General features: G+C 72.6%; 17 protein-coding genes, 1 tRNA gene and 1 pseudogene. 9 read left to right on the top strand and 10 right to left on the bottom strand.

Annotation, left to right across the window (positions count from 1 at the left end):
- A pseudogene (locus Q0195_RS06905) lies at positions 1-486 on the bottom strand (sodium:proline symporter); the annotation flags it as partial.
- 554 nt (positions 487-1,040) lie between these two features.
- Here Q0195_RS06905 and Q0195_RS06900 point away from each other — a divergent pair.
- On the top strand, positions 1,041-1,622 hold the full coding sequence (locus Q0195_RS06900) for an NAD(P)H-dependent oxidoreductase (RefSeq protein ID WP_299276296.1): 582 nt from the start codon (positions 1,041-1,043) through the stop codon (positions 1,620-1,622).
- A 94-nt stretch (positions 1,623-1,716) separates the two neighbouring features.
- Here the strand turns inward: Q0195_RS06900 and Q0195_RS06895 are convergent, their stop codons facing one another.
- The 4 genes from Q0195_RS06895 to Q0195_RS06880 all read right to left on the bottom strand — a co-directional run bounded on the left by Q0195_RS06895 (position 1,717) and on the right by Q0195_RS06880 (position 3,667).
- On the bottom strand, positions 1,717-2,610 hold the full coding sequence (locus Q0195_RS06895; RefSeq protein WP_299276294.1) for a hypothetical protein: 894 nt from the start codon (positions 2,608-2,610) through the stop codon (positions 1,717-1,719).
- Positions 2,611-2,643: 33 nt separating this feature from the next.
- The gene (locus tag Q0195_RS06890) at positions 2,644-2,859 is read right to left on the bottom strand and encodes a DUF1918 domain-containing protein (protein WP_299276292.1); all 216 of its coding nucleotides are present in this window, start codon (positions 2,857-2,859) and stop codon (positions 2,644-2,646) included.
- A gap of 114 nt (positions 2,860-2,973) precedes the next feature.
- The gene (locus Q0195_RS06885) at positions 2,974-3,261 is read right to left on the bottom strand and encodes a hypothetical protein (RefSeq protein WP_299276289.1); all 288 of its coding nucleotides are present in this window, start codon (positions 3,259-3,261) and stop codon (positions 2,974-2,976) included.
- Positions 3,262-3,583: 322 nt separating this feature from the next.
- Positions 3,584-3,667, bottom strand: a tRNA-Leu gene (locus Q0195_RS06880).
- A 176-nt stretch (positions 3,668-3,843) separates the two neighbouring features.
- On the opposite strand from Q0195_RS06880, the gene Q0195_RS06875 reads away from it, so the two are divergent.
- The 7 genes from Q0195_RS06875 to pknB are packed head-to-tail and all read left to right on the top strand — an operon-like array spanning position 3,844 to position 12,181.
- Complete coding sequence (locus tag Q0195_RS06875; protein WP_299276287.1) at positions 3,844-4,548, top strand: DUF3662 and FHA domain-containing protein; 705 nt, start codon at positions 3,844-3,846, stop codon at positions 4,546-4,548.
- A gap of 7 nt (positions 4,549-4,555) precedes the next feature.
- Complete coding sequence (locus tag Q0195_RS06870) at positions 4,556-5,032, top strand: FHA domain-containing protein (RefSeq protein WP_299276284.1); 477 nt, start codon at positions 4,556-4,558, stop codon at positions 5,030-5,032.
- Between the two features lie 7 nt (positions 5,033-5,039).
- Positions 5,040-6,347, top strand: coding sequence for a PP2C family serine/threonine-protein phosphatase (locus Q0195_RS06865; RefSeq protein WP_299276282.1), 1,308 nt, complete (start codon positions 5,040-5,042; stop codon positions 6,345-6,347).
- The gene (locus Q0195_RS06860; RefSeq protein WP_299276279.1) at positions 6,347-7,780 is read left to right on the top strand and encodes an FtsW/RodA/SpoVE family cell cycle protein; all 1,434 of its coding nucleotides are present in this window, start codon (positions 6,347-6,349) and stop codon (positions 7,778-7,780) included. Before Q0195_RS06865 ends, Q0195_RS06860 begins: the two co-directional genes overlap by 1 nt.
- A complete protein-coding gene (locus Q0195_RS06855; protein WP_299276276.1) occupies positions 7,777-9,234 on the top strand; it encodes a penicillin-binding transpeptidase domain-containing protein in 1,458 nt (485 codons plus the stop codon). Before Q0195_RS06860 ends, Q0195_RS06855 begins: the two co-directional genes overlap by 4 nt.
- A 2-nt stretch (positions 9,235-9,236) precedes the next feature.
- Positions 9,237-10,334, top strand: a complete 1,098-nt coding sequence (locus tag Q0195_RS06850) for a serine/threonine-protein kinase (RefSeq protein WP_299276274.1) — start codon at positions 9,237-9,239, stop codon at positions 10,332-10,334.
- Between the two features lie 2 nt (positions 10,335-10,336).
- A complete protein-coding gene (pknB, locus tag Q0195_RS06845; protein ID WP_299276272.1) occupies positions 10,337-12,181 on the top strand; it encodes a Stk1 family PASTA domain-containing Ser/Thr kinase in 1,845 nt (614 codons plus the stop codon).
- A gap of 84 nt (positions 12,182-12,265) precedes the next feature.
- Here the strand turns inward: pknB and Q0195_RS06840 are convergent, their stop codons facing one another.
- The 4 genes from Q0195_RS06840 to Q0195_RS06825 are packed head-to-tail and all read right to left on the bottom strand — an operon-like array spanning position 12,266 to position 14,602.
- Entirely contained in the window at positions 12,266-12,886 is a 621-nt protein-coding gene (locus tag Q0195_RS06840; RefSeq protein ID WP_299276269.1) for an aminodeoxychorismate/anthranilate synthase component II, read from the bottom strand.
- Positions 12,883-13,047, bottom strand: coding sequence for a hypothetical protein (locus tag Q0195_RS06835; protein ID WP_299276267.1), 165 nt, complete (start codon positions 13,045-13,047; stop codon positions 12,883-12,885). The genes Q0195_RS06840 and Q0195_RS06835 overlap by 4 nt, the downstream gene beginning before the upstream one ends.
- Entirely contained in the window at positions 13,047-13,838 is a 792-nt protein-coding gene (locus tag Q0195_RS06830) for a class E sortase (RefSeq protein WP_299276264.1), read from the bottom strand. The genes Q0195_RS06835 and Q0195_RS06830 overlap by 1 nt, the downstream gene beginning before the upstream one ends.
- Positions 13,839-13,879: 41 nt before the next feature.
- Entirely contained in the window at positions 13,880-14,602 is a 723-nt protein-coding gene (locus tag Q0195_RS06825) for a DUF881 domain-containing protein (protein WP_299276262.1), read from the bottom strand.
- 143 nt (positions 14,603-14,745) lie between these two features.
- Between Q0195_RS06825 and Q0195_RS06820 the strand changes: the two genes are divergently transcribed.
- The gene (locus Q0195_RS06820; RefSeq protein WP_299276259.1) at positions 14,746-14,994 is read left to right on the top strand and encodes a cell division protein CrgA; all 249 of its coding nucleotides are present in this window, start codon (positions 14,746-14,748) and stop codon (positions 14,992-14,994) included.
- A gap of 158 nt (positions 14,995-15,152) precedes the next feature.
- Here Q0195_RS06820 and Q0195_RS06815 read toward each other — a convergent pair whose 3' ends face one another.
- Positions 15,153-16,010, bottom strand: coding sequence for a rhomboid family intramembrane serine protease (locus tag Q0195_RS06815; RefSeq protein ID WP_299276256.1), 858 nt, complete (start codon positions 16,008-16,010; stop codon positions 15,153-15,155).
- Positions 16,011-16,017 lie beyond the last annotated feature (7 nt).

Genomic DNA, 16,017 nt, shown 5'->3' with positions numbered 1-16,017 from the left:
GAAGTCGGTGAGCACCGAGGCGCGGAACCCGGACCACAGCGTGTACAGCAGCACCCCCCCGGCGACGGCGACGATGCCCTGCTGGAAGCTGAAGGGAGAGAGCATCGCGACCAGCGCGCCGCCCGCGATGAAGTTGGAGGTCAGGCTGATGAGGCTGCCCAGCACGTTCGAGCCGGCGAGCATGAGCTGGCTGGAGCGGCCGTGCCGTGCGTACATCACCTCCGCCAGCGTGTGCGCCCGCGGGGCCACCTTCCGGATGCGCCGGCCGAAGGGGTAGATGAACAGGATCATCAGGGCGCCCCACAGCCCGTAGTGGATGGGGCCGGAGAGGCCGTAGGTGTAGCCCGAGGTCGCCGAGGCGTACATCGACGACGCCCAGATCCAGGTGGCAGTCATCGAGGCGGCCGAGATCCCGAAGCCGAGCTTGGAGCCGGCGGTCATGTAGCCGTCGGCGTTCTCCCGCTTCTTCCCGATCGCGAACGACATGAGGAGCGTGCCGCCGTAGAAGACGACGAGCAGCGCGATGATGAGGGGCGCGCCGAGCTGGCCCGCGGTTCCCTCCGACAATGGACATCCTTCCGTCGGCGGGCCGCCGGCGAGCCGCGCACACTTTCGGGGCATGCGCCGACCTCGTAGGGCGTCTTCCCGGCGGAGTCGTGCCGCACCAGGACATCCGGCTTGCGTTCGCAGGCGCATGCGGGGCCGGCGGCATCGGGCCGACCTGCCCCGTCGGCACCCCGGGCATGCTCTCCCGCCTGTCTGGTGCGAGGGCGCGGGGGCCGACCAACCTGCGCGAGATTACCAAAATTGGTCAAACAGACCTAAACGCCCGGCCTCGGCCGCGCCATGTGATGCCCTGTTTCCCGCATGCCCGTGGACCTTTCGGCGACGTGGCACCGCGCGCCCGGGGCAGCGCCTCGAGCACCGGTCGCCGGCGTGAGGGACACCACGTCCCCTCCTGGAACACCCGCAGCACATTGAAGGTTCAACTATTCGTACCGGGTCGGCTCGCGGCCCTCAGGTCCCAACCAAGGAGAACCATGACGAAGATCGCCATCGTGACCGGAAGCGTCCGCCCCGGCCGGCAGAGTCTCAACGTCGCGAACTGGGTGAAGTCCATCGCCGACCAGCGTCCGGACGCCGAGTTCGAGGTCGTCGACATCGCCGACTTCCACCTGCCCGTCTGGGACGAGGCCATGCCGCCGTCCATGGGCCAGGCCGAGAAGGCCCACTCCAAGGCCTGGTCGGCCAAGATGGCGGAGTTCGACGGCTACGTCTTCGTCGTCTCGGAGTACAACCACTCCATCACCGGCGCGCTGAAGAACGCCCTGGACTACCTCTACACCGAGCTGAACAACAAGGCCGCCGGCTTCGTCAGCTACGGCTCCGCCGGTGGCGCCCGCGCGGTCGAGCACCTGCGCGGCATCCTGTCGGAGATGCAGGTCGCCCACGTCCGCAACGCGGTGACCATGTCCCTCTTCACCGACTTCGAGAACTTCTCCACCTTCACCCCGACCGAGCCGGCCGCGGCCTCCGTCGAGCCGATGCTCGACCAGCTCGTCGCGTGGACGAAGGCGATGGAGACGGTGCGCGCGCCGCAGACGGTCGGCGCCGACGCCTGACCTGCCGCTGACGGGGGGCACCCGGTCCCACGCTGACCGAGTGCCCCCCGTCCGTCGTCCCCGGCTCCGGTGGAGCGGGTACCGGGTCTCCCTGTCAGCTGTTCCCGGTCACCCGGGCGACCACGGCGTCGGCCAGCCGCTCCACCGAGCCGGGGGCGAGCTCGGGGTAGAGGCGCGGCTCGACCGCCTCGAGCTCCATGAGCACGGGCGCTCCCTCCGGCCCGGGCACCATGTCGACCCGCGCGTACAGCGGGAGGTAGCCGAACCGGTCGCGCACCGCGGCGACGACGTCCGTCGCCAGCCGCAGCTCTGCGTCGTCCGCCTCACCCTCGGTCACGAGTCCCGGGTCGTACATCGCCTCGGCGGCGCCCACGCCGTCGTCGCGGACCGGCGCCACCTCGTCCGGACGGAGCACGGCACGCTTGTGCAGGACGTGGCTGACCGCGCCGTCGATCACGACCACGGCGGTCTCGCCCGCCCTGTCGACCGACGCCTGGTAGGGCTGGACCATCGCGGTGCGGCCGGAGGCGTTGATCCGCCCGACGAGCTCCCGGGCAAGGTCGTGGGTGGTCTGCCCGAACCGGCCGGTGTCCTTGGCACCGGCGGAGACGGTCGGCTTGACGACCACCTCCCCGCGCAGCTGCGGGAGCATGTCGCCCGGGGCGACGTACGTCGTCGGGACGACCGGCACGCCCGCCTCGGCCAGGTCGCGCAGGTAGGTCTTCTCGCTGTTCCACCGGACGAGCGCGGGAGCGTTGTGGAGCCGGTGGCCCACCCGGTCGACCCACGCGACGAACTCGGCGTGCCGGTCGGAGTAGTCCCAGGTCGAGCGGATCACGACGGCGTCGAACTCGTGCCACTCCACGTCCCGCGCGTCCCACGCGATGCGCGCGGCAGTGCACCCGCGGCGGGCGAGGGCCTCGACGAGCCAGCGGTCGTCGTCGAGGTCGTGGGGCAGGGCGGAGATGGTGGCGATGGCGACGTGCACGCCGCCGATGCTAGCCACCCGACCTCGGACCGCTCAGGCCTCCGAGGCCACGCGGTCGGTCGAGCCGCTGCTGCGTACCACCGTGTCGGACCCGGGGAAGAGGAGCGACTCGGCACCGGTGTCGTCCCACCGCACGAGGTAGGGCGGGCCCCCGTCCGGTCCGCGCGCGGCGACCACCTCGCCGTCCCGTTCCTTCCCACCGACGACGGTGGAGTACACGGTGATCCGGTCTCCGGGCTTCGCAGGCATGGCATTCACCTCCGTCACCTTCTCGGGCCGGTATCGTCCTCGGCTGCCGGCCGTCACTGGTCATGGTGCCTCAGGACGTGCGGCCTGTGAAGGGCCCAGCGAGCGGGTGTCGTGTCAGCGCGCGTCGCCGGCGCCGTCGGCCGCCTTCAGCCAGGCCCGGGCGGCACGGAGCGCCACGTGGGCGATCTGCTCGGCCTCGTGCCGGGTGAGGTTCCGCAGCCTGCCGCGGTCGTCGTGGACCTGGGCCTGTGGGTGGAGTCGCAGGTGCCGGGCGACGTTGTCCAGGAGCGCGGGGTCGGGCGCCGCAGCCGCGGCGGGTCGGGCCGCGACGTCGGTGGTGTCGTGGGGCGCGTCCTCCGGCTCCATGACGGCGATGGTGGGGGCGTGGTCGGTGTGCGTCATCGTGCTCTCCGGACGGCGGTGTCGGTCCCCCCACCGACGTGGTCGTTCTGGCGCGTCACCCCCCGGATCCGCGTCATCAATGGATATCGGCAGATGATGACAGGAGCTGAGGGCCGGCGGGACACGTTTCACCAGGCGAGTCGGGTTGACCGCTCACCGGGATGTCGTGTCGCACGGACGTCGAGCTCGCCGTGCCACGCCACCGGTGGCGCGAGCTCCTCGGCATCGGGCTCGTGACCTGGCCGCCAAGGCTTCCCCGGGCGACCTCGGCGGCGGGGACGACGAAGCGGCGGGCCCCGTGCGGGTCCCGCCGCTCCTGCTGTGCGCGAGGGGGGAGTTGAACCCCCACGCCCTCTCGGGCACACGGACCTGAACCGTGCGCGTCTGCCTATTCCGCCACTCGCGCATGCTGTGTGTACAGCGGGAACGAGATTAGCACGCGTCGGACCGGGACGACGACGCCCGGGCCGGCATCGAGAGCGGTGTCACACGCGGCCCGCACCGCGCCCGGGCGAGCCGCGGATGCGTCGGCGACGATGCAAGATCGTTACGATCAGGGGGGCTGTGGGGAGGAGGTGCACGATGGGAGCGCTCGAACGCTTCGAGAAGAAGGTCGAGAACGCGGTCAACAACGTCTTCGCCAAGGCGTTCCGCAGTGAGGTCAAGCCGGTGGAGATCGCCAGCGCGATCCGCCGCGCCATGGACGACCGCGCCGCCGCGGTCTCCCGCGGCCGCACCGTCGTGCCCAACGAGTTCACCGTGCGGCTCAGCCCCTCCGACCACGAGCGCGTGACGTCCTGGGGCGCCGACGCGCTGGCGGAGGAGATGGTCGCGGCGGCCACCGAGCACGCCGAGAGCCAGCACTACGCCTTCGTCGGCCCGGTCGTCGTCCGGTTCGAGACCGACGAGTCCATCGCCACCGGCCGGCTCGACGTCGACTCCGCCACCCGCCGCGGCAGCGCCGCCCCGGCAACCTCGGCCGCCACCTCCGCCCGCCACCCGATGATCGACATCGACGGCCAGCGCTACCTCCTCACCGGCCCGGTCACCGTCATCGGCCGCGGCACCGAGGCGGACATCGTCGTGGAGGACTCCGGCGTCTCCCGCCGCCATCTCGAGCTGCGCGTCACTCCGAACGGGACGGTGGCGACGGACCTCGGCTCCACCAACGGCACCTACGTCGAGGGCCACCGCGTCCAGGCCGCCACCCTGCTCGACGGCAACACCATCACCATCGGCCGCACCCGGATCCTGTTCTGGAACGCCGACGACGCGGCGGGCGGGTGAGCGGCCGATGACCGAGCTGGCCGTCACCCTCCTCCGGCTGAGCTACCTCCTGCTGCTGTGGATCTTCGTCCTGGCGGCGCTCAACGTGCTGCGCCGGGACATCTTCGGCACCAGGATCGTCCGCCGCCGGCCCCGCCGCGAGCGGTCCGCGCGCCGCCCCGCCGCCCAGGTCCAGCACCGCCCCAGCCGCAAGGCCCCCACTCGGCTCGTCGTCACGCAGGGTCCGCTGACCGGCACCACGCTGCCGCTCGGCCCCTCCGCCGTCATCGTCGGCCGCTCGCCGTCGGCCACCCTCGTGCTGGAGGACGACTACGCCTCCGGCCGGCACGCCCGCTTCTTCCCGCAGGACGGCGCGTGGTGGGTCGAGGACCTGGGCTCGACCAACGGCACCTATATCGGGGACCGGCGCCTGACCCAGCCCACGCAGGTCGCCCCCGGCACCCCGGTCCGCGTGGGCCAGACCGTCATCGAGCTGCAGCGCTGAGCCGCCCATGTCCCTGATCGTCAACTTCGCCGCCCGCTCCGACGTCGGTCTCGTCCGGTCGAGCAACCAGGACTCCGGGTACGCCGGACCCCACCTCCTCGTGCTCGCCGATGGCATGGGCGGCCCCGCCGGCGGCGACATCGCCTCCTCCGTGGCCGTCGCCCACCTCGTCCATCTTGACGAGGAGCAGCCCGCCGCGGACGACCTGCTCCCCAGCCTGCGCGAGGCGGTGACCGCCGCGCACGCCGACCTGGAGGAGCGGGCCGAGGCCGACCCCGAGCTCGCCGGCCTGGGCACCACGTGCATCGCGGTGCTGCGCTCGGAGAACAAGGTCGCCATGGTCCACATCGGCGACTCCCGCGCCTATCTGCTGCGCGACGGCGTCCTCATCCAGGTGACGACGGACCACACCTTCGTCCAGCACCTCGTCGACATCGGTCGGCTGAGCGCCGAGCAGGCCGAGCGCCACCCCCAGCGGTCGGTGCTGCTGCGGGTCCTCGGCGACACCGACGGCGACGTCATCCTCGACGAGTCGGTGCGCGAGGCCCGTGCCGGGGACCGTTGGCTGCTCTGCTCGGACGGCCTGTCCGGAGTGGTCAGCGCCGAGACCATCGCCGACACGCTCATGCGCGTGGCCGACCCGGGCCGCTGCGCCGAGGAGCTCATCGACCTCGCCCTGCGCGCCGGGGGACCGGACAACGTCACCTGCGTCATCGCCGACTTCCTCGACGGGGACAACCTGCCTGACGACGTCGTGCCGGCCACCACCCCGCAGGTGGTGGGCGCCGCGGCCGCCGCCGACCGGCTCCGGGGCACCCGCGGCACCGACAGCGCCGCCGGGCGGGCCGCCGCCCTCGCCCCCGCGCCGCCGCCGACCGACGAGGAGGACCACGACCCGCCGGCCCGGCGCCGCCGCGTCGGAGGCGTGCTGCTCGTCCTCCTCCTGCTCGCCGTCCTCGGCGTCGGGGGGTGGCTCGGCTACCGCTGGACGCAGACGCAGTACTACCTCGCCCCGGACGGCGACGTCGTGGCCATCTACCGGGGCATCCCCCAGGAGGTCGGCCCGGTCACCCTCTCCACCGTCCACACCCGCACCGACCTGCGGCTCGACGAGCTGCCCGGGTACGTCCGCGACCGCCTCGAGGCGACGATCACCGTCGCCTCCCTCGAGCAGGCCGAGGCACGGGTCGGGGAGCTGCGTTCCGAGGCTCGTGGCCCGGACCCTTCCCCCAGCCCGTCACCGACACCGTCACCGACGCCGACCACCACCCCACCGGCGTCACCCACCACCGAGCCGACGACGGACGGCGCCTGATGGCCATCATCGACCCGCAGGCCGGCCGCCCCGCACGCTGGGTGGAGCTCGGGCTGATGGTCCTGGCCCTCGCCATCGGCCTGTACGCCTACCTCCAGGTCGGGCTGGCGACGACGGGCTCCCCACCCAGCGGCATGGTCTCCCAGCTCGGCGTGCTCGTCGTCCTCGCGCTCGGCGTGCACGTCGTGCTGCGCTGGCGCGCGCCGTACGCCGACCCCGTCATCCTGCCCATCGCCGTCGCCCTCAACGGGCTGGGCCTGGCGATGATCCACCGCATCGACCACGCCGAGGAGACGGCCTTCGCCTCCCGCCAGGTGCTGTGGACGATGCTCGGGATGGCCGCCGCCGTCGCCGTCGTCATCGCCCTGCGCGACCACCGGCGGCTGCGGCGCTACACCTACCTGTCGATGGTCGGGGGCCTGGCCATGCTGCTCCTGCCGCTCATGCCGGTGCTCGGCCAGGAGATCAACGGCGCCCGCATCTGGATCACCCTCGGCCCGCTCTCCTTCCAGCCCGCCGAGCTGGCCAAGGTGCTGCTCGCGGTGTTCTTCGCCGGCTACCTCGTGACCAACCGCGACACCCTGGCGCTGGCCGGCCCGAAGCTCCTGGGCCTGCAGCTGCCCCGGATCCGCGACCTGGGTCCGATCCTGCTCGCCTGGGGTGTCGCACTGCTCGTCCTGGTCTTCCAGCGCGACCTGGGCACCGCGCTGCTGTTCTTCGCACTCTTCGTCGCCATGCTCTACGTCGCGACCGAGCGGCTCAGCTGGATCCTCATCGGGCTGCTGCTCTTCGGGGGTGGGGCCGCGCTGGCCGCGAGCGCCTTCGGGCACGTCGCCGCCCGCTTCGACGTGTGGCTCAACGCGCTCGACCCCGAGGTGTACTCGCGCGCAGCCGGCTCCTACCAGGTGGTCCAGGGCCTCTTCGGGCTCGCCTCGGGCGGGCTCATGGGGACCGGCTGGGGGCAGGGCCGACCGGACATCGTCCCCTACGCCAACTCCGACTTCATCATCGCCTCGCTCGGGGAGGAGCTCGGCCTCACCGGCCTGCTCGCCATCCTCCTCATGTACCTCGTCCTGGTGCAGCGCGGCATGCGGGCCGCGATCGGTGTGCGCGACGGGTTCGGCACGCTGCTCGCCTCGGGCCTGTCCTTCGTCGTCGCCTTCCAGTGCTTCGTCGTCGTCGGCGGCGTCACCCGGCTCATCCCCCTCACCGGGCTGACGATGCCGTTCCTCGCCCAGGGCGGCTCCTCGCTCGTCGTCAACTGGATGATCGTCGCCCTCCTGCTGCGCATCTCCGACGCCGCCCGCCGCCCGGCCGCGATGACCGGCGACCTGCCGATCGGGCCCATCGCCCCGACCGAGGGCGCCGACGCGGTGAGCCTCCGCCCCGCCGGTGACGACGCCAACCCCACCGAGGTGGTGAGGCTGCCGTGAACACCCCGGTGCGCCACCTCGCCACGATCGTCGCGCTGATGTTCCTCGCGCTCATGGTCGCCGCCACGTCGGTCCAGTTCTTCCAGGCGCCCTCGCTCAACGCCGACGGCCGCAACGTCCGCACGATCTACCGGGAGTACGGGCAGGACCGCGGCCCGATCATCGTCGCCGGGGAGGCGATCGCGTCCTCCGCCCCCGTCGACAGCCCCTACGGCTACCAGCGCAGCTACGCCGAGCCGGAGCTCTACGCCCACGTCACCGGGTACTTCGCGGCGGCGCTCAGCTCGATGACGGGGATGGAGCAGGCCGCCAACGACGTGCTCGGTGGGACGGCGGACTCCCTCGTCGTCCAGCGCCTCCAGGACCTCGTGACCGGGAGGCAGCCGCAGGGCGGCTCGGTCGAGCTCACCATCGACCCCGACGCCCAGCGAGCCGCGTGGGACGCCCTCGGGGACGCCCGCGGCGCCGTCGTCGCCCTCGACACGCGCACCGGTGCCATCCTCGCCATGGTGTCCAAGCCGAGCTTCGACCCCAACACCCTCGCCGTGCACTCCGGCACCGCGGCCGGTGAGGCCTACGACGCCCTGCTCGCCGACCCCGCCGACCCGCTGGTCAACCGCGCGATCGCCGGGGACCTGTACGCCCCGGGGTCCTCCTTCAAGGTGGTCGTCGCCGCGGCCGCGATCGAGGAGCTCGGCCTGGAGGCCGACGACCCGGTGCCCTCCCCCGCCCAGCTCCAGCTGCCGCTGTCCAACCGGGTGGTCGGCAACCCGGGCGGTATCCAGTGCACCGGCAACGACACCGCCCCCTTCCGCTACACCATGGAGCAGTCCTGCAACACCACCTTCGCCCAGCTCGGCATGGACCTGGGTGAGGACGTCCTGCGCGAGCAGGCCGAGGCCTTCGGCTTCGGGCAGGAGCTGGCCATCCCGCTGCGCGTCACCCCGTCCCGCTTCCCGGAAGGGATGGACGCCGCCCAGACCGCGATGTCGTCCATCGGCCAGTTCGACGTCCGGGTCACCCCGCTGCAGATGGCGATGGTCTCCCAGGCGATCGCCAACGGCGGGCGCCAGATGCAGCCCTACCTCGTGGCCACCGAGCGCAACGCCGACCTCGAGGTGGTGGCGACCACCGAGCCGACCGAGCTGCGCCGGTCCATCTCCCCGCGCACTGCCGAGGTGCTCACCGACCTCATGACGAGCGTGGTGGAGAACGGCACCGGCCGCCACGCCCAGCTGCCGGGTATCGCGGTGGCCGGCAAGACCGGCACCGCGCAGTCCGGCACCGACGCCCCGCCGCACGCCTGGTTCACCTCCTTCGCCCCGGCGGACGACCCGCGGGTGGCTGTCGCCGTCGTCGTCGAGCACGGCGGCGTCGAGGGCGACGTCGCCTCCGGCGGCACGACGGCGGCCCCGATCGCGCGCGAGGTCCTCGCCGCGCTGCTCCAGGAGTAGGTATGGCGGTCGCGGCCGGACACGTCCTGCGGGAGCGTTACGAGCTCATCTCCCGCATCGCCGTCGGGGGGATGGGTGAGGTGTGGCGCGCCCACGACCGACAGCTCGACCGCACGGTGGCCGCCAAGGTGCTGCGGCCCGACCTCGTCGGCGACACTGCGTCGCTGGCCCGGCTGCGGGCCGAGGCGCGCAACGCGAGCCGGGTGATCCACCCGAACGTCGCCGTCGTCCTCGACCACGGCGAGCGGGACGGCACCGGCTTCCTCGTCCTGGAGTACGTGCCGGGCGAGCCGCTGTCGCGGCTGCTGGGCCGTGAGGGAACCGTGCCCGCGCACCGGCTGCTGCCGCTCCTCGCGCAGTGCGCGCGCGGGCTGCACGCCGTGCACGAGGCCGGGGTCGTCCACCGGGACGTCAAGCCCTCCAACGTGCTCATCACCCCCGACGGCACGGTCAAGCTCACCGACTTCGGCGTCTCGCTGGGCACCGGCCAGCCCGCGCTCACCGCGGCCGGCATGGTCATGGGCACCGCCCAGTACCTGGCGCCCGAGCTCGCCCTGGGCCGCCCGGCGTCGCCCGCCTGCGACATCTACGCCCTGGGTGTGGTCGCCTACGAGGCGCTCGTCGGGCGCCGCCCCTTCACGGGGCGGACCCAGGTCGACATCGCCATGGCGCATGTCGACACCCCGCTGCCGCCGCTCCCCGACGCCGTCCCCGCGGCCGTGCGCGACCTCGTCACCGCGATGCTCGCCAAGGACCCGGCCGACCGGCCGGCCACCGCCGCCGACGTCGCCGAGCGGATGGAGCGGGTCGTGCACGACGCAGCAGCGCCGCCACGGCCCGCAGCCGCGTCCGTCGGGTCGCCGCCACCGGCACGGGCCGCGCGTCGGGCGGTGCGCCGTCGCGCACCGGGACGCTGGAGGTTGCCCACCCTGGCCGAGCTCGCCACGGACCGGCGTTGGCTCACCGCCGTCGGCGTGGGCGTGGCCCTGATCGTCGTGCTCGTGCTCACCCTCGGTACCCTGGCCCTGGGCGGGGACCGGCCGGCAGGCGGTGCCCCCGGGACGCTTCCAGCCGATCGACTGACAGTGAGGAACCCCTAGTGGTGGACGAAGTACCCAAGGTGCTCGCAGGGCGCTACGAGGTCCGCGAGCTCATCGGTCGAGGCGGCATGGCCGAGGTCTACATCGGCTACGACAACCGGCTCTCCCGCACCGTGGCGATCAAGGTGCTGCGCTCCGACCTCGCCCGGGACCCCACGTTCCAGGCCCGCTTCCGGCGGGAGGCGCAGTCCGCCGCCTCGCTCAACCACCCGGCGATCGTCTCCGTCTACGACACCGGGGAGGACGACGTCGTCACGGCGAGCGGCCAGCCCGCCCACGTGCCGTACATCGTCATGGAGTACGTCGAGGGCCACACGGTGCGCTCGCTGCTCAGCGACGGCACCGCGGTGCCCATCGACGAGGCCGTCGAGATCGTCATCGGTGTGCTCTCCGCGCTGGCCTACTCCCACCGCGAGGGGATCGTCCACCGGGACATCAAGCCGGGCAACGTCATGCTCACGCCCACCGGGCAGGTCAAGGTCATGGACTTCGGCATCGCCCGGGCGATGGCGGACTCTGCCGCGACGATGACCCAGACACACGCCGTCGTGGGCACCGCGCAGTACCTGTCGCCGGAGCAGGCGCGCGGCGAGGTGGTCGACGCCCGCTCGGACATCTACTCCACCGGCTGCCTGCTGTACGAGCTGCTCACCGGACAGCCGCCGTTCAGTGGCGACTCCGCAGTGGCTGTGGCCTACCAGCACGTGCGGGAGACCCCGAAGCCGCCGAGCGAGGTGGCCGCGGACATCCCCGAGGCGCTCGACAGGATCGTGCTCAAGGCCCTGGCCAAGGACCGCGAGGAGCGCTACCCGGACGCGGCCGCGATGCGCTCGGACCTCGAGGCCGCCATGCGCGGTGGCGCGGTGAGCGCGCCGGCCGTCAGCTCCTGGGCCGCCGCCGCGGCCGCCGGGGAGAAGACCTCGGTGCTCGGCACCCCCGCGACCCCCACCCGGGCCATCCCACCGACCACCCGCACCCCCGCGCCCGTCGCGGCGGAGGAGGACGAGGAGCCGAAGAAGCGCTCCCCGTGGTGGGTGTGGGTGCTCGTCCTCGTCGGGCTGGTCGCCGCGATCGGGGCGGTCTACCTCCTGCTCACCAACGACCGTGAGGAGGAGCCGCCGACGCCGACCACGGTCACCGTGCCCGAGCTCGCGGGGATGGACCAGACCCAGGCCCGGGAGGCGATCGAGGCGGCAGGTCTCGTCTTCGCCATCGGCGACCCGGAGTTCTCCGCCGAGGTCGACGAGGGGCTGTTCGTCAGCTCCGACCCACCGGTCGGCGCCGAGGTCGAGGAGGGCCAGACCGTCACGGTGCGCTTCTCGGCCGGCCCGGAGGCGGTGGAGATGCCCGACGTCGTGGGCCTGAGCCAACGCCAGGCACAGGACCAGCTCTCCCAGGACGAGCTGGGCATCAGCGTGCGGATCACCTACCAGCCGATCAACGACCCCGGCTACGAGCAGGACCGCGTGGCCCGCACCGAGCCGGAGGCCGGCGCGGCGCTCGAGCCCGGAGCCGAGGTGGTGCTGCACATCGCCACCGGCATGGTCGACGTGCCCGACCTGCGCGACCAGCACATCGACGCCGCGACCGAGACGCTCGGTGAGCTCACGCTCAACGTCCGCACCGTCGAGCAGCCCTCGGGCGACTTCGAGCCGGGGACCGTGCTCGACCAGGACCGCACCGGACCGGTGCCGCGGTTCAGCACCATCGAGCTGACGGTCGCCGTCGAGGCTCCCACGCCCGACCCGACCACCGAGGAGCCGACCGACGAGGAGCCCACGCCGCCGGACGAGACGCCGTCCGACGAGCCGAGCGACGAGCCCCCCGGCGACGGCGACGGGGACTAGGCGGAGGCACGAGGGCCGGCCGGGCCGAGAGGTCCGGTCGGCCCTGCTGCGTCCCGGCCGCGGCGACTGCGCCGGGATCTGGCCTCAGCGGTGGACGAGCGGGGCCATGCCGGCGCTGCGGGCCGGGGCCTCGGTGTCGCCCGCCACGGCGAGCCAGTTGGCCAGCAACCGGTGGCCGTGCTCGGTGAGGACCGCCTCGGGGTGGAACTGGACGCCGTGCAGCGGCAGCTCGCGGTGGGCCAGGCCCATGACGATCCCGGACGGCGTGCGGGCGGTGACCCGCAGCTCCTCCGGCACCGTCGCGCTGTCCACGGCGAGGGAGTGGTAGCGGGTGGCCGTGAACGGGGAGGGCAGCCCGGCGAACACGCCGGTGCCGTCGTGCTCCACCGGGGACGTCTTGCCGTGCATGAGCTCGGGGGCGTGGGTGACCGTCGCCCCGAAGAGCTCACCCAGCGCCTGGTGGCCGAGGCACACCCCGAGCAGCGGGACGCGCAGCTCGGCGCACCGCTCGATGACGGCGAGGCTCGCCCCGGCCTCCTTCGGGGTTCCCGGGCCAGGGGAGACCAGCACGCCGGCGAAGTCGCCGGGGTCGGCGGTCACCTCGTCGTTGCGCTGGACCACGGGCTGGGCACCGAGCTGTTCGAGGTACCCGACGATGGTCCAGACGAAGCTGTCGTAGTTGTCGACGACAAGGAGCCGGGTCATGCGCCGTCCTCGATGGTCATCTCGTTGAAGGGCATGTGCGGTGCGATCTGGGGGAAGAGCCAGGTGAAGCAGACGTAGACGACCACCGCCGCCAGGATGAGCAGGAGGATGACCTTGAACCACGCGGGCCCGGGCAGGATCCGCCACAGTGCGCCGTACATCAGCGTCCCTCCTCGAGCAGCTCGGCCGGCTTGCCCTCGTTCTTGTCGATCCAGTACTGGAAGGTGCCGTAGGTGATCCACCGCTCGGCGGCGGAGAACAGCGGGTGGCACGTGGTCAGCGTGATCATCCGCTCGGTCGGCGCCACCCCCGGCTCGTTCGGCACCGGTGCGATGACCTCCACTTGGCTGGGCAGCACGACCTCGGTGTCGACCACCTCGTAGACGATGTAGGCGTCGGCCGTCTCGACGATGAGGGAGTCCCCCACCACGACCTGCTCGATCTCACGGTAGGGGGCGCCGTAGGAGAGACGGTGCGCCGCGGTGGCGAAGTTGCCCACCTCGCCGGGCAGCTGGGTGTCGGGGTAGTGGCCGATGTAGCCCCGGTTGAGGACGTCGTGCATCCCCACCCCGTGGGCGATGGAGAACCGGTAGTCCTGGCCGAGGCGCGGGATCCACATCGTGCCGATGATGTCGCCCTCGGCGCTCACCTCGGGCACGGGTGGCGGGTCGGTGCGCCGCTCGGCCTCCTGGTCGGGCGCGGCGACGACGTCCTCCCGCCCGTCCCACTCCGCCAGCACCTCGGCCTGGTGGCCGTGCGCCTCCACGTCCGTCCACCACACCTGCCACACGACGAAGAGCCCGAGCAGCACACCCGCGGTGATCATCAGCTCACCGACGATACCGACGAGGGTGGAGACGAACCCGCGGCGCCGCTGCCGCGGGCGGCGTGGGCGGTCCGGCTCCTCCTGCTGCCAGGGCAGCCCGTCGAGGTGGTCGACTCTGGTCGCCATCGGTGTCCTTCGGTCCGTGGGAGTGTCAGGACGAGCGTAGTTCACCCGGCCTGCACGTGGTCCAGCCGCAGCGAGCCCGTGTAGGCGGGCATGTCGATGCCACTCTCCTCGCGCAGCGACCAGCCCAGCCCGACCGTCTCGACGTACTGGAGGTAGATCTGCACCCCGGGTGCGCTCTCCACGGCAGCGCGCAGCGCCGCCGGGTCCCCGATCGCCGAGATGCGGTACGGCGGGGAGTAGTGGCGCCCGTGCAGCAGCAGGACGTTGCCGACACAGCGCACCGAGGACAGCGAGGTGATCCGCTGGTCCTGGACCATGAGCGCCTCGGCGCCGCCGGCCCACAGCGCGTTGATCACCGCCTCGAGGTCCTGCTGGTGGACGACGAGGTCGTCCGGGTGCAGCCCGCTGGCGGCGAGGTCGGGAGGTGCCGGCGCGTCCCACAGCTCGACGACGACGCCCGGCCCGGTCACCGGGGTGCGGCCGGCGGCGAGCGCGGTGAGCTCGGACTCCTCGGGGTCGACCTCCGGCATGGGCTGCCGGGCGGCGACGAGCTCGTCGCGGCGGCGGCGCAGCTCGGCCACCTCGGCCTCGTTCTCCTCCAGGCGTGCGGTCTCCACCCGGGCCAGGTCGACGAGGTCGGTGGGGGTGCGGGAGGTGTCGTCGGCGAAGAGGCTGGCGTTGGTCGCGAAGAGCACCCCGGCGAGCGCGGCGACGAGCCCGACGGCGACCGACCCGAAGCCGCGCCGCCTGTACTGCTCCATCATGACACCTCCTCCCTCTCGTGCACCCGTGGCCCCCGGGTGTCTTCCGCCCACTACGCTATGGGAGGTGCCGTGCGCCTCGCAGCGACGCCACAACCGTACCGAGGTACCGCCCGCCCGGGTGGAACGCCGAAGGAGAGCTGACAGTGCCGGAGTCCAAGCGCCGCAAGAAGAAGGCGACGTACACGCCCCCGCCTGCCCCTGCCCAGCCCAAGGAGAGCCCGCGCTGGTGGGTGCCCACCGCCGTCGTCCTCATGGTCGTGGGCATGCTCTGGGTGGTGGTGACCTACATCGTCGAGGCGAGGGGCCCGGTCCCCGGCATCGGCAACCTCAACCTGGGGATCGGGTTCGTCGTACTGCTCGCCGGCTTCCTCATGACCCTGCGCTGGCGGTAGCCTCCCCTGTCCTCAGCGAAGCGCCGGTCCGAGGTGGCCGGCGCTTCGTCGTCTCCGGTGCACGGCGATACCCACACCTGTGCACACACCTGTGGAGAACTACACGGGTGTAAGTCCACACCTGTGCACACACCTGTGGAGAACTACATCGGTGTGATTCAGGTGAGCAGCGCGTACTTCGCCACCGCCAGGGCGACGACGACCACCGTCACGGCGAGGGTGGCGACGACGCCGACCACGGTGCTGCGCGTGCGCGGTGCGGAGACATAGGCGGCGGCCAGCACCACCCCGGTGACCAGCCCGCCGAGGTGGGCCTGCCAGGCGATGTTGGGGACGGTGAAGCCCAGCACGGTGTTGATCGCGATGAGGACGAGGATCTGGGTGGCGTCCCGGCCCGCCCGCCGCAGGGCCAGCGCCACGGCCCCGAACAGCCCGAACACCGCCCCGGAGGCGCCGACGACGGCGCCCCACCACTGGTCCTGGACGGCAGGCGAGGCGAAGAGGAGCACCCCGACGGAGCCACCGAGGGCACTGACGAGGTAGAGGGAGAGGAAGCGCCATCGGCCGAGTGCCGGCTCGAGGACGGAGCCGACGATCCACAGCGCGTACATGTTGAGCGCGAGGTGGAGGAAGCTGCCGTGGAGGAAGGCGGCGCTGAGGAACCGGTGGGGCTCCACCGCACCGAGTCCGGGGACGAAGAACAGCGCGGTGTTGACGCCCGGCGTCACGCGCTGTGCCGCGAAGACGATGAGGCACAGCGCCACGATCGCGATCGTCACCACCGGACGGCCGTCCCGGGCCCGGCCGCCGAAGACGGTACGACGGGCCGGGACGGCGGCCTGGGCCCGGGCGACGCAGTCCACGCACTGCACCCCCACCGGTGCAGGGCGCTGGCACTCCGGGCACACCGGCCGCTCGCAGCGCTGGCAGCGCACGTAGGAGACCCGGTCAGGGTGCCGGGGGCAGACCGGCGGGACCGCTCCACCGCCGGCCTGCCCGTAGGGACGTGCGGTCATGCCGTGC

It is taken from the genome of uncultured Georgenia sp. (assembly GCF_937958535.1).
GTDB lineage: Bacteria > Actinomycetota > Actinomycetes > Actinomycetales > Actinomycetaceae > Oceanitalea.
This window is presented reverse-complemented; position numbering and strand designations above follow the sequence as displayed.

What these genes read in the sequence shown, in the direction of transcription:
- Q0195_RS06900 (WP_299276296.1), top strand. Translation starts at nt 1,041, where the DNA reads ATGACGAAGATCGCCATCGTGACCGGAAGCGTCCGCCCCGGCCGGCAG.
- Q0195_RS06890 (WP_299276292.1), bottom strand. Translation starts at nt 2,859, where the DNA reads ATGCCTGCGAAGCCCGGAGACCGGATCACCGTGTACTCCACCGTCGTC.
- Q0195_RS06885 (WP_299276289.1), bottom strand. Translation starts at nt 3,261, where the DNA reads ATGACGCACACCGACCACGCCCCCACCATCGCCGTCATGGAGCCGGAG.
- Q0195_RS06875 (WP_299276287.1), top strand. Translation starts at nt 3,844, where the DNA reads ATGGGAGCGCTCGAACGCTTCGAGAAGAAGGTCGAGAACGCGGTCAAC.
- Q0195_RS06870 (WP_299276284.1), top strand. Translation starts at nt 4,556, where the DNA reads ATGACCGAGCTGGCCGTCACCCTCCTCCGGCTGAGCTACCTCCTGCTG.
- Q0195_RS06865 (WP_299276282.1), top strand. Translation starts at nt 5,040, where the DNA reads ATGTCCCTGATCGTCAACTTCGCCGCCCGCTCCGACGTCGGTCTCGTC.
- Q0195_RS06860 (WP_299276279.1), top strand. Translation starts at nt 6,347, where the DNA reads ATGGCCATCATCGACCCGCAGGCCGGCCGCCCCGCACGCTGGGTGGAG.
- Q0195_RS06850 (WP_299276274.1), top strand. Translation starts at nt 9,237, where the DNA reads ATGGCGGTCGCGGCCGGACACGTCCTGCGGGAGCGTTACGAGCTCATC.
- Q0195_RS06840 (WP_299276269.1), bottom strand. Translation starts at nt 12,886, where the DNA reads ATGACCCGGCTCCTTGTCGTCGACAACTACGACAGCTTCGTCTGGACC.
- Q0195_RS06835 (WP_299276267.1), bottom strand. Translation starts at nt 13,047, where the DNA reads ATGTACGGCGCACTGTGGCGGATCCTGCCCGGGCCCGCGTGGTTCAAG.
- Q0195_RS06830 (WP_299276264.1), bottom strand. Translation starts at nt 13,838, where the DNA reads ATGGCGACCAGAGTCGACCACCTCGACGGGCTGCCCTGGCAGCAGGAG.
- Q0195_RS06825 (WP_299276262.1), bottom strand. Translation starts at nt 14,602, where the DNA reads ATGATGGAGCAGTACAGGCGGCGCGGCTTCGGGTCGGTCGCCGTCGGG.
- Q0195_RS06815 (WP_299276256.1), bottom strand. Translation starts at nt 16,010, where the DNA reads ATGACCGCACGTCCCTACGGGCAGGCCGGCGGTGGAGCGGTCCCGCCG.